The 12076-nt window shown below is 76.1% G+C and carries 9 protein-coding genes; 5 read left to right on the top strand and 4 right to left on the bottom strand.

The window, feature by feature from the left end; genetic code table 11:
* The 3 genes from F1544_RS09175 to F1544_RS09165 all read left to right on the top strand — a co-directional run.
* The coding region (locus F1544_RS09175; protein WP_167584455.1) for a WYL domain-containing protein at positions 1-378 on the top strand (378 nt) is incomplete at its 5' end.
* Between the two features lie 74 nt (positions 379-452).
* Positions 453-1301 (top strand): DUF4190 domain-containing protein, encoded by an 849-nt coding sequence (locus F1544_RS09170; RefSeq protein ID WP_167584341.1) that lies wholly within the window; start codon positions 453-455, stop codon positions 1299-1301.
* A 76-nt stretch (positions 1302-1377) separates the two neighbouring features.
* The gene (locus F1544_RS09165; RefSeq protein WP_167584453.1) at positions 1378-3051 is read left to right on the top strand and encodes a DNA repair helicase XPB; all 1674 of its coding nucleotides are present in this window, start codon (positions 1378-1380) and stop codon (positions 3049-3051) included.
* 73 nt (positions 3052-3124) lie between these two features.
* Here F1544_RS09165 and F1544_RS09160 read toward each other — a convergent pair whose 3' ends face one another.
* Positions 3125-4135: an SDR family NAD(P)-dependent oxidoreductase gene (locus F1544_RS09160; protein WP_167584482.1), complete on the bottom strand. Its 1011-nt coding sequence runs from the start codon at positions 4133-4135 to the stop codon at positions 3125-3127.
* Positions 4136-4253: 118 nt separating this feature from the next.
* Here F1544_RS09160 and F1544_RS09155 point away from each other — a divergent pair, with 118 nt between their 5' ends.
* Complete coding sequence (locus F1544_RS09155) at positions 4254-4865, top strand: TetR/AcrR family transcriptional regulator (protein WP_167584451.1); 612 nt, start codon at positions 4254-4256, stop codon at positions 4863-4865.
* Positions 4866-4869: 4 nt separating this feature from the next.
* On the opposite strand, the gene F1544_RS09150 is transcribed toward F1544_RS09155, so the two are convergent.
* Complete coding sequence (locus F1544_RS09150; RefSeq protein ID WP_167584480.1) at positions 4870-5898, bottom strand: NADPH:quinone reductase; 1029 nt, start codon at positions 5896-5898, stop codon at positions 4870-4872.
* 99 nt (positions 5899-5997) lie between these two features.
* Here F1544_RS09150 and F1544_RS25800 point away from each other — a divergent pair, with 99 nt between their 5' ends.
* The gene (locus F1544_RS25800) at positions 5998-7506 is read left to right on the top strand and encodes a GGDEF domain-containing protein (RefSeq protein ID WP_167584449.1); all 1509 of its coding nucleotides are present in this window, start codon (positions 5998-6000) and stop codon (positions 7504-7506) included.
* On the opposite strand, the gene F1544_RS09140 is transcribed toward F1544_RS25800, so the two are convergent.
* Positions 7493-9559, bottom strand: coding sequence for a M3 family metallopeptidase (locus F1544_RS09140; RefSeq protein ID WP_167584447.1), 2067 nt, complete (start codon positions 9557-9559; stop codon positions 7493-7495). The two genes, F1544_RS25800 and F1544_RS09140, sit on opposite strands and share 14 nt — an antisense overlap.
* Positions 9556-11916: a putative bifunctional diguanylate cyclase/phosphodiesterase gene (locus tag F1544_RS09135; RefSeq protein WP_167584445.1), complete on the bottom strand. Its 2361-nt coding sequence runs from the start codon at positions 11914-11916 to the stop codon at positions 9556-9558. Before F1544_RS09135 ends, F1544_RS09140 begins: the two co-directional genes overlap by 4 nt.
* Positions 11917-12076 lie beyond the last annotated feature (160 nt).

Genomic DNA, 12076 nt, shown 5'->3' with positions numbered 1-12076 from the left:
GTCCCGCGACCTGTGGCCGGGGAGCCGCCCGTCCCGGCGCCGGCGCTGCTGGCCGCGGCCGTCCGGTCGCTGCGGGCCGGCGACGACGACGCCGCCGACGCGGAGCGCCGCCGCAGCAGCACCGACGGCCGGACCCCCGACGCGCCCGCGCTCGCCGTCATGGACCCCACGACGTCGCTGGCGCTGCTGCGCGAGGCCGCGAGCCGCCGCCGGGCCGTCTGGATCGGCTACGTCGACGGCGAGGGGACCGCCCGGCGCCACCTCGTGGAGCCCGTGGGCGTCGAGGGCGGCCGGATCACGGCCGTCGACCGTGCGGAGCAGACGGTGCGCTCCTACTCCGTGCACCGCATCACCGGTGTGGCCCCGGCGGACGCCTGAGGCTCAGCCGGGAGGGCGCTGGTGAGCTAGCGTCGAGCGTCCAGGTACCAGGCGACCCAGGGAGTGCTTCGACGATGACCGAGTCCGGACGTGGCGACAGCGAGCGGTCCTGGTGGGAGAAGCCGGACGCCGACGACCGCGGGACCTCGGCGCCCGAGAGCGGCGAGGACGCCCACGACCCCTACCGCACGAGCACCCCGCCCGACCCGTTCAGCGGCGGGGCGCCGTCCGGCTCCACCCCGGTCCAGGGCGCGCCCACCGAGAGCCACCAGCAGCACCACCAGTACCCGCAGGGCCAGCCGGGCTACCAGCAGGCCTACGGCGCGCAGCTGCCCGGCGGCGGCGCCCCCACCGAGTACCGCGGTCCCCAGCTCGGCGGGCCGAACCAGCTGCAGGGCCAGCCGCAGCAGGGCTACGGCCAGCAGTACGGCCAGCCGGCGTACGGCCAGCCGCAGGGCTACGACCAGCAGCAGCCGTACGGGCAGCAAGGCCAGCAGGGCTACGGGCAGCAGCAGTACGGCCAGCAGGGCTACGACCCCAACGGCTACGGCCCCTCCGGCCCGCCCGTCGCCGGCAGCGCGCAGGCCGTCCTGTGGACCGGGGTCGGCTCGCTCGTGCTCCTCTTCACCGGTCTCGGCTGGATCGCCGCGATCGTCGCCCTCGTCATGGCGCGCGGGGCCAAGCGCACGATCCACGCCTCCGAGGGCCGCCTGCGCGGTCTGGGGTTCGTCACGGGCGGGAAGGTCTGCGCCTGGGTGAGCCTCGGCCTCACCCTCCTCGCGGTCCTCGGGCTCGTCGCGCTCGCGGTCGTGGGGCGCAGCGGCGCCTTCGACACGTCCAGCACCTTCGACACCGACTCGGTGAGCACCGTGTTCTCGACGGGCGCCGTGTTCTCGACGGGCACGGTGTTCTCGTCGCGGTGACCGCGCGGAAGCAGCGCGCGCACCCGGCTGTTGCACCTGCCGGAAGCACTCCCCCCACCACCAGGAGACCCTGCGCGTGAGCGACGGCCCACTGATCGTCCAGAGCGACAAGACGCTGCTGCTGGAGGTCGACCACGAGCGGGCCCAGGCCTGCCGGGCGGCCATCGCGCCCTTCGCCGAGCTCGAGCGCGCCCCCGAGCACGTGCACACCTACCGGCTGACGCCGCTGGGCCTGTGGAACGCGCGCGCCGCGGGTCACGACGCCGAGCAGGTCGTCGACACGCTGCTGGAGTTCTCCCGCTACTCCGTCCCGCACGCCCTGCTGCTCGACGTGGCCGAGACGATGGACCGCTACGGCCGCCTGCAGCTGGCCAAGGACGAGGAGCACGGCCTCGTGCTGCGCGCCTTCGACCCGCCGGTGCTCGAGGAGGTCCTGCGCTCGAAGAAGGTGGCGCCCCTGCTCGGCGCCCGCCTCGCCCCGGACCTCGTCCAGGTGCACCCCAGCGAGCGCGGCAACCTCAAGCAGGCGCTGCTGAAGCTGGGCTGGCCCGCGGAGGACCTCGCCGGCTACGTCGACGGCGAGGCGCACCCCATCGAGCTCGACGGGGACTGGTCGCTGCGGCCGTACCAGAACGACGCGGTCGAGGGGTTCTGGCACGGCGGCTCGGGCGTCGTCGTCCTGCCCTGCGGCGCCGGCAAGACCCTCGTGGGCGCGGGGGCCATGGCCCGCGCGAAGGCCACGACGCTGATCCTCGTGACGAACACCGTCTCGGCGCGGCAGTGGCGCGACGAGCTGCTCAAGCGCACGTCGCTGACCGAGGACGAGATCGGCGAGTACTCCGGTGCCCGCAAGGAGATCCGCCCCGTCACGATCGCGACGTACCAGGTGGTGACGACCAAGAGGAAGGGCGTCTACCCGCACCTGGAGCTGTTCGACGCCCGCGACTGGGGCCTCGTGGTCTACGACGAGGTCCACCTGCTGCCCGCGCCGATCTTCCGGATGACGGCGGACCTGCAGGCCCGCCGCCGCCTCGGCCTGACGGCGACGCTGGTGCGCGAGGACGGCCGCGAGGGCGACGTGTTCTCCCTCATCGGCCCCAAGCGCTACGACGCGCCGTGGAAGGACATCGAGGCGCAGGGCTACATCGCACCCGCCGACTGCGTCGAGGTCCGGGTCACGCTGCCGGACTCCGAGCGGCTGCTGTACGCGACCGCCGAGGACGAGGACCGCTACCGCCTGTGCGCGACGTCGGCGGAGAAGTCCCGCGTCGTCGAGCGGCTCGTGGCCCAGCACGCGGGTGAGCCGACGCTGGTCATCGGGCAGTACATCGACCAGCTCGACGACCTCGCGGCGCGGCTGGACTGCCCCGTCATCAAGGGCGACACCACGGTCAAGGAGCGCCAGCGCCTGTTCGAGGCGTTCCGCCAGGGCGAGATCACGACGCTCGTGGTGTCGAAGGTCGCGAACTTCTCCATCGACCTGCCCGAGGCCAAGGTCGCGATCCAGGTGTCGGGCTCCTTCGGCTCCCGCCAGGAGGAGGCCCAGCGCCTCGGCCGCGTGCTGCGACCCAAGGGCGACCACGGGTCGGCGCGCTTCTACACGGTCGTCTCGCGCGACACCAAGGACCAGGACTTCGCAGCGCACCGCCAGCGGTTCCTGGCCGAGCAGGGCTACGCCTACCGGATCGTCGACGCCGACGACATCGACGGCGGGGTCCCGGACGCGGACGGCGTCCTGCCGGAGGCCTGAGTCCCGCCCCTCCGTGATCCTGCAGGTGGTACAGCACGATCACGGAGGGGGTGGCGGCTGCTGCGTCGACCGGCTACTGGGCCGACCAGCCCCCGTCGCTCGCGAGCACGACGCCGTTGATGTTCACGCCGTCGTCGCTGAGCAGGAACGTGATGGACGCGGCCAGCTGCTCCGGCGCCACGGGGGCCGGCATCGTCGGCAGCAGACCGCCGACGCGGGCCTGGCCGAGCTCGGAGGCGAAGCGCGCCTCGATGTTGGTGACCACGCCGCCGGGCGCGACGGCGTTCACGCGGACCCCGCTGGGCCCGTACATGAAGGCGGAGCTCTTGGTCAGGCCCACGACGGCGTGCTTGGACGCCGTGTAGGCGACGCCCGCCGCGGACCCGCGCAGCGCCGCCTCGGAGGCGACGTTGACGACGGAGCCGGCGCCGGCCGCGAGCATCGTCGGCACCACGGCCCGCGTCAGCCGCATGGTCCCCTCGAGGTTCACGCGCAGCACGCGCTCCCAGACCGCGTCGCTCACCTCGTGCACGGGCGTCATGTCGTCCATGATCCCGGCGACGTTGGCGAGGCCGTGGACCTCGGGGCCGGCCGCGGCGAGGATCGCCGCGATGCCGTCGGCGTCGGTGATGTCGGCCACGACGGGCTCGATGCGGGCCTCGGGCAGCGCGGCCACGAGGTCGTCCAGGCGCGGGGCGGACACGTCCACCGCGACGACCCGCCCGCCCTCGCGGGCGATGCGCGACGCCGTGGCGCGCCCGATGCCGGAGCCGGCGCCCGTGACGACGACCGTGCGGCCCGCGAAGCGGCCGGGGACGATCCGCTCCTCCCAGGTGCGCGCGGCCGGCGGCGGGGTCGTGGGGGCGAGCCCCGCGGCGCTGAACAGCTCCGCGAGCTGCTCGGAGGTGAAGGCGCCCTGGCTGAGCCCGACGAGGGCGGGCAGGGGGACGGCGAGGACGGGCCCGAGCGAGGACTCCTCGGCGCCGCCCGCGGCGAGGGTCTGCCGCAGCGCGGGGCCGCCCCGGGGGTCGGCGAGCCAGTCGGCGATGGTGGAGGTCTCGGTCAGCACGCGGGTGCTCCTCAGGGGGCGGCAGGAGGTCCGGGGCGGCAGCGCACCCGGCCGGTCCACCCGGCGGGCGGGTGTGGCCCGACGATACGAACACAGGTGTTCGTTTGTCGAGCGCGTCGCTACGATCGGCCCCGTGACGCCACCCGGGGAGACCGAGCCGGCGCGCCCCGTGACGGCCGCGCGGCGCGCCGACGCCGCCCGCAACCGCGACCGGCTGGTGGACGCCGCCCGCACCCTCTTCGCCCGCCACGGCCTCGACGTCCCCCTCGACCACGTGGCGACCGCGGCCGGCGTCAGCCGCGCGACCCTCTACCGGAACTTCAGCGACCGCGACGACCTCGTCGAGGTGCTCTACGTCCCGCAGGTGGAGCACCTGGAGCGGCGGGCCGCCGAGCTGGCGGGGCAACCACGGGGCGCGCTGGTGCTGCTGGCGGAGCTGTTCGAGGTGCAGCTGTCCTCGCGGGCGCTGGCCCCCCTGCTGACCGGCGCGCCGGCCGGGGAGCGCCTGCGGCTGGGCGCGCGCACCGCGGAGGCGTTCACCCCGCTCGTGGCCACGGCCGTCGCCGCGGGCGACCTGCGCCCCGGGGTCGAGGTGTCCGACGTCCTGCTCGTCCTGCTGATGGCGGGCGCCGTCCTCGCCGAGGACACCCTCGGCGACGACGGCGCCACCGCGGCCTACCGGCGCGCGTGCACGCTGCTCGTGCGCGGCCTGGTGGCCGACGACCCGGGCGGGCCGGCCGGCTGAGGCGTCAGGCCTCGCCGACCTCGACGAGGACCTTGCCGACCGCGTCGCCCTGCACGGCCGCGTGGGCGTCGGCGGTGCGCTCCAGCGGGAACCGGTGCAGCGGCAGGCCGTGCTCCTCGCCGACGGGCAGGGCGTCGTCCAGCAGCGCCGCGGTGACGTCGGCCGCCGCCGCGTCGAGGGCCTCGCGGCCCACGGTGTAGAGCAGGACGAACTGCAGACGGGTGTTCAGGACCATGTTCGAGCGGACGTCCAGCGTGAGGGAGTCGCCGCCGTTGTTGGCGTAGGAGGCGATGGTCGCCCGCGAGCGGACCACCTGCAGGTCCAGCGCGAAGTTCGGCACCAGGGCCACCTCGACGACGAGGTCGACGCCGCCGGGGACGAGCCCGCGCACGACCTCGGCGACGTCCTGCTCGCGGTAGTTCACGACGTGGTGGGCGCCCGCGGCGCTCGCGAGCGCCGCCTTCTCCGGCCCGCTGACGGTGGTCAGGACCGTCGCCCCGGCCCAGCGGGCCAGCTGGATCGCCGCGTGGCCGACGGCACCCGCGCCGCCGGAGACGAGGACGTTCGCACCGGCCAGCGAGCCCGGGGCCAGCCGGTCGGCGAAGTCCTCGCCCACCGTGAGCGCGCGGTGCGCGGTCATGGCGGGCACGCCGAGGCTCGCGCCGAGCTCGAACGACGCCTGGTGCGGGAGCAGGACGAGCCGGTCGGCGGGCAGGACGGTGAACTCCTGCGCGGTCCCGGTCGGCCGCTGGTGCGCCGCGAGGAAGATCCACACCCGGTCACCGGCCGTGAAGCCCTCGACGCCGGGGCCGACGGCGTCCACCACGCCCGCGCCGTCCTGGTTCGGCACGACCTCGGCGAAGGCCATCGGCTGGGCGCCGGAGCCGCCCTGACGGGACTTCCAGTCCGTGGGGTTCACGCCGGAGACGACGACGCGGACGCGCACCTCCCCCGCACCGGGTTCGGGCACGTCGCGCTGGACGAGCTGCAGGACGTCGGGGTCACCCGTGCGGGTGTAGCTGATGGCCTTCACGTCCGGCGGCAACCGGGCACCGTCCGGCGATGTTCCGCCGCCCGGCGCGCCGCCGTGGCTCCCGCTCCAGGTCGCGCCCCCGGCCGCCGATGGAGGGACGTGGACACCCGCACCGGAGCGCGGCCGCCCCTGCCCCCGTGGCTGCGGGCGCTGGCGGTGCTCTGCGTCGTGTCCCTGCCCCTGGGCGCGGTCCCCGACCCGGCCTCGACGGCCGGCACGATCGCCTACCTCGTCCCCGTCCTGCTCTCGGTGCTGCTGAGCGGCGTCGCCCTCGGCCGCGTGCCGCGCGCGGCCCGGGGCCCGTGGGCGTGGCTGACGCTGGCCCAGCTGCTGTACCTGCTCGGGGAGACCCGGCTGACGGTGCAGCACCTGCGCGGCGACGAGAGCTGGCCGTCGGTGGCGGACGCGGCCTACCTGCTCGCCTACGTCCCCGTGACGCTCGGGCTGCTCGGGCTGAACCGCCAGCGGGGCGCGACCTCGCGCGGGAACGTCCTGGACGCGGGCGTCGTCACGCTGAGCGCGGCCACGCTGTTCGGCGCCTTCTTCGTCCTGCCGCTGGCCACGGACAGCACCCAGTCCGCGCTCGCCCGGACCGTGAGCTCCGCCTACCCGATCGCCGACGTGGTGTTCGTGTTCCTGCTGGCGCGCCTGCTGACCGGCCCGGGCGCGCGCACCCGCGCGTACTGGTTCCTCGTCGCGGGCACGACGGCCACGCTCAGCGCGGACGTCCTGTGGAACGTCGTGCAGCTGACCACAGGCGCGGACTACTCCGGCCGCGGCGTGAACCTGCTGTGGCAGTCGTTCTACCTCGGCCTCGCCCTCGCCACGTGCAGCGCCTCCGCCTCGACGCTGGCCGAGCGCAAGCCGGCCCCGGCGGGCGGCCTGACCCCCGGGCGCCTGGTCGCGCTGGCGGTCGCCGCCGTGCTGCCCGCCCTCGTCCAGCTCGGGCTGCACCTCGCGGGCCGCCCCGTGCCGACGGGCTGGCTGTCGCTGGGGTCCGTCCTGCTCGTGGGACTGGTCGTCGCGCGGATCTGGGACCTGCTGCAGCAGGTGCGCAGCCAGGCCGTGCAGCTCGCCGCCCTCGCCCGCACCGACCCCCTCACGGGCATCGCCAACCGCCGCACGTGGGACCACGAGCTGTCCCGGGCGTGCGCGCAGGCGCAGCGCACGGGCACCGGCCTCCTGGTCGCCCTGCTGGACCTGGACCACTTCAAGCTCTACAACGACGCCCGCGGCCACCAGGCCGGCGACGAGCTGCTCAAGGCCGCCACCGCCGCGTGGACGGACGCGCTGGGCGCGGACGGTCTCGTGGCCCGCTGGGGCGGGGAGGAGTTCGCCGTGTTCCTGCCCTGCGACGACGTCGCCGCCGGCCTCACGCGGCTGGACGCCCTGCGCGCCGTGGTCCCGGACGGGCAGTCCTGCTCGATCGGCGCCGCCCGCTGGGACGGCGTCGAGGACCCGCCCGAGGTGCTGCGCCGCGCCGACGCCGCCCTCTACGTGGCCAAGAGCGGCGGGCGCAACCGCCTGTCCGAGGCCGGCGGGTGGCGGCCCGAGGTCCCGGCCGCCCCGCCCGCCCCCCTCGCCCCCGCGGCCGTCAGGACCCGGTGAGGCCCCGGCGGCGCAGCAGCGGCTCGATGCGCGCGTCGCGGCCGCGGAACTCCCGGTAGGCCTGCAGCGGGTCGGTGCTCCCGCCGCGCTGCAGCAGCGTGCGGCGGAAGTGCTCGCCGTTCTCCCGGCGCAGGCCGCCGTTCTCGGCGAACCACTCCACGGTGTCCGCGTCGAGGACCTCGCTCCACACGTAGGAGTAGTACGCGGCCGCGTAGCCGCCGCCGAAGACGTGGTGGAAGTAGGTGCTGCGGTAGCGCGGCGGGACGGCGTCGAGGTCCACGCCCGCCTCGGCCAGCGCGGCCGCCTCGAACCGCCCGACCTCCGCGGGCTCCGCGTCGGCGAGCTCCCCCGGGGCCACGCGGTGCCAGGCCATGTCCAGCAGGGCCGCCGCGAGGTACTCCGTCGTCCCGAACCCCTCGCCGTAGCGGCGCGCGGCCAGCAGCCCCTCGACCGCCGCGGCGGGCAGGACCTCGCCCGTCTCGTGGTGGCGGGCGTAGCGCGCCAGGACGTCCGGCTCGAACGCCCAGAACTCGTTGACCTGCGAGGGGAACTCGACGAAGTCGCGGGGCACGCTGGTGCCGGAGAACGTCGGGTAGTGCACGTCGGAGAGGAGCCCGTGCAGCGTGTGCCCGAACTCGTGGAACAGCGTCTCGACCTCGTCGACGGTCAGCAGCGTCGGGTCGCCCGGCGCGGGCTGCGGCACGTTCAGGCAGTTCACGACGACGGGCCGCGTGCCCAGCAGCCGCGACTGGTCGACGAAGGAGCTCATCCACGCGCCACCCCGCTTGGACTCCCGCGCGTAGGGGTCGAACAGGTACAGGCCGAGGGGGCCGTTCGCGTCGCCGACCTCGAAGGTGCGGACCTGCGGGTTGTAGACGGGCAGGTCGTGGCGCTCGGTGAAGGAGAGGCCGTAGAGGGCACCGGCCGTGGCGAACACCCCGTCGACGAGGACGCGCTCCAGCTCGAAGTACGGGCGCAGCGCGTCGGCGTCGACCGAGAACCGCTGCCGCCGCAGGCGTTCCGCGTAGTGCGCCCAGTCCCACGCGCGCAGCGGCAGCTCCTCGCCGTCGGCGCTCAGCAGCTCCTCGAGCTCGGCCGCCTCCCGGCGGGCGTTCGCGACGGCGGCCGGCGCGAGGCGGCGCAGCATGCCGACCGCGGCCTCGACGTCGCCGGCGGTCTCGTCGGCGACCACCCAGGACGCGTGGTCGGCGAAGCCCAGCAGCCGGGCCCGCTCGGCCCGCAGCGCGACGACGCGCAGCAGCAGGGGCCGGGTGTCGTGCGCTCCCCCGCGCCCGCCGCGCACCACCGAGGCGGCGTGCACGCGCTCGCGGGAGGCCCTGCGCCGCAGCGACTCCAGCACCGGCTGGCCCGTCGGCAGCACGAGGGGGACGACGAACCCGTCGAGGTCGCGGGCCTCCGCCGCCGCCCGCGCGCGGGCCACCTCCGCCTCCGAGAGGCCCTCGAGCTCCGCGGCGTCGGTGAACCGCACGGCGAGGTCGTTGGTGTCGGCGAGCAGGGCGTCGTCGAACGCGGTCGTCAGGGCGGACAGCTCGGCGTTCAGCGCCCGCAGGCGCTCCTGCTCGGCGGGGCCGAGCAGCGCACCGGCCCGCACGGCGTCGCGGTGGTAGCGCTCGAGCAGCCGCCGCGCCTCGGGCGTCAGGTCGGCCGGCGGGTCCTCCGCCAGGACGCGCAGGCGCTCCACGAGCCGCGGGTCGAGGCGGACCGCGTCGGAGTGCGCCGCGAGCCGCGGGGCCACCTCGGCGTGCAGGGCGCGCAGCTCGTCGTCGGCCTCGGTGCCGACGAGGTTGAAGAACACCGAGGCGGTGCGGCCGAGCAGCTGCCCCGCGGACTCGAGGCCGTCCAGCAGCTCCGCGGCCGGCAGGTCCCGCGCGAGCAGCGCGTCGAGCTCGGCCAGGTGCTCGGCCGTGCCCGCCTCGAACGCCACCCGCAGGTCGGCCGTCGTCAGGCGGTCGAACGGCGGCAGCGCGAACGGCAGCCCGCTCGGCGCGGCGAGCGGGTGGTCGGCGGGCAGGGCGGCGGCGTGCGCGGTCATGCCCCGATCGTCGCAGTGCGCCCGGACACCGGCGCTGCGGGCGCCGCCCGTCGGCGGGCGAGGGCCGCGGAGACCTCGGCGGCGGGTTCCGCCCTCGCCCACAGCCAGCCCTGCCCGTGCCTGACCCCGAGGCGGCGCACGACGTCGCGCTGGGCGGGGGTCTCGATGCCCTCGGCCGTGACGCCCAGGCCGAGGGCGCGGCTGACGGCGACCACGGCCCGCACGAGGGCCTCGTCGCTGTCGCCGCCGTCCTCCCCCAGCCCGCACACGAAGCTGCGGTCGATCTTGACGCGGGTCACGGGCAGCGTGCGCAGGTAGCTGAGCGCGGCGTAGCCGGTGCCGAAGTCGTCCACCGCCAGGCCGATGCCCAGGGCGCGGAGGGCGCCGAGGTTGGCGGTGGCGGCGTCGGCCTCCGTGAGCATCGACGACTCCGTGATCTCCAGGACGAGACCGGCGCCCTCCACGCCGCACTCCCGCAGGAGCCCCGCGACCCGCTCCGCGAAGCCGGGGTCGAGCAGCTGGCGGGGGGAGACGTTCACGGACATGCGGAACGCGTCGTCGACGAGGCCGTCGCCCCGCCACGCCACGAGCTGGTGCAGGGCCTCCTCCAGGGCCCACAGCCCGACGGCCTGCACGAGCCCGGTCTCCTCCAGGACGGGCACGAAGACGACCGGGGACACCGCACCCACCCCGGGCCGCGCCCAGCGCAGCAGGGCCTCGGTGCCGACGGGGCGGCCGTCGTCGACGTCGACGATGAACTGGTACGCCAGGGTGAAGCCGTCCTCGTCGACGGCGCGGCGCAGGTCCAGCTCGAGCTCGATGGCGGCCCCGTGGTCGGTGCGCATGGTCTCGTCGAACAGCAGCCACCGGCGCCGCCCGGCGCGCTTGGCCTCGTACATCGCGGCGTCCGCCTCGCGCAGCGCGGTGCGCGCACCGTCGTGGAGCTCGGCAACGCCGATCGACGCCGTGACGACGGCGTCGGTCGTGCTGAGCCGGACCGGCTCCGCCACGCCGCTCAGCAGCCGGCCGGCGGTGCCCTCGAGCTCGGCGCGGGTCGCGGTGACGACCGCGACGAACTCGTCCCCGGCCAGGCGGGCCAGGGTGGCCTCCGGCCCCAGCAGGTGACGCAGGCGCCCGGCCACGGCGACCAGGAGCTCGTCGCCGGTCTGGTGCCCCCACGAGTCGTTGATGCGCTTGAACCCGTCGACGTCGAGGTAGAGCAGCCAGTGGCGCGACGCCGGGGGCAGGGGGCGGGCCGTGCGCTCGGCGACGAGCCGGCGCAGCTCGTCGCGGTTGGGCAGCCCCGTGAGGGGGTCGTGGCTGGCGCGGTGGGCCAGGACGGCGCGGGCCCGCGCCTGGCCGTTGACGGCGGAGACGGCCCGGACCACGAGCAGCAGCAGGACGACCGCCACGGTCGCGACACCCGCCCAGCGGGTCGCGGTCCCGGCCGGGCCCGTGCGGACGGCGAGCAGCACGACGACCGTGGTGAGGGAGACGCCCAGGACCGCCAGGCGCCGGGGCGACCAGGCGTCGACCGCCACGCGCCGGCGCTCGGCCTCGTCGGCACCCGTCGGCGCCGCGGCACCGTCCGCCGCCGGGCGGCGAGCGCCCCGCGGCACGCAGAGCGCCGCACCGGCCATGAGCAGGTACCCGGCCAGGAAGGGCGTGGACACGACCGCGGGCGCGAGCAGCAGGCCCCGGGTGCACCACCAGGCGTACCAGGAGTCCCCGACGAGCAGGGCCACCACGGCCGCGCCGAGCAGCTGGTGGCTGCGGTGGCGGGGGGCGCTGAAGAGCACGTCGAGGACCAGGGCCACCAGGACGACGTCGACGAAGGGGTAGACGGCGGTGAGGACCGAGAGCGCCAGCGCCTGCTGCCCCAGCAGCACCGAGGGGACGATGAGGTGCTGCACGGCCGCGAGCCCACCGGCGGCGGCGGTGATGAGGACGTCGCAGAGCACCTCGCGGCGCAGGCCGCCGTGGGCGCGGGCCAGCCACCAGAGGGCGACGAGGAGGGCGGTGTAGCCGCTCAGGGTGACGCCGTCGGCGAGGTAGCGCGTCGCTCCGGCCTGCTCGAGGCTCCACGGCCGCGAGACGGCACCGCCGAGGAAGAGGACGCAGGCGACGGCGATCAGCCACCACGGGGCGAGGGGTCGCGGGCGCCGCCGCACGCAGCTCACGACCAGCGCCACGACCGCCGTCGCCCCCGCGGCCGTGAGCAGCGCGGCCTGCAGGGTCGCCGACGAGGTCGAGGCGTAGGCGACGACGGCCCCGGCCCCCGCCAGGGCGCATCCCGCGCCCGCGAGGCGACCGGACCGGGCGGCGGTCGGCGCCGCGTTCGTCCCCGACGTGGCCACGCTCACCTCCCCTCTGCCCCGCGCCTCCTGCTCGACCGCAGCCCGCACGCCCCCACGTCGTCGTCACGCACGGGCGTCCGCTTGAACGCCCGGCGCGACCGGGACGGCGCGGCGCGCACGCGACGACCGATGACTTCCCGGCCGCCGCGGCGTCTGACGG

Source organism: Kineococcus rubinsiae (assembly GCF_011839805.1).
Taxonomy (GTDB): domain Bacteria; phylum Actinomycetota; class Actinomycetes; order Actinomycetales; family Kineococcaceae; genus Kineococcus; species Kineococcus rubinsiae.
The sequence above is the reverse complement of the archived record's forward strand: the minus strand, read 5'-3'. Positions and strand labels throughout refer to the sequence as shown.

What these genes read in the sequence shown, in the direction of transcription:
- F1544_RS09140 (WP_167584447.1), bottom strand. Translation starts at nt 9,559, where the DNA reads ATGACCGCGCACGCCGCCGCCCTGCCCGCCGACCACCCGCTCGCCGCG.
- F1544_RS09170 (WP_167584341.1), top strand. Translation starts at nt 453, where the DNA reads ATGACCGAGTCCGGACGTGGCGACAGCGAGCGGTCCTGGTGGGAGAAG.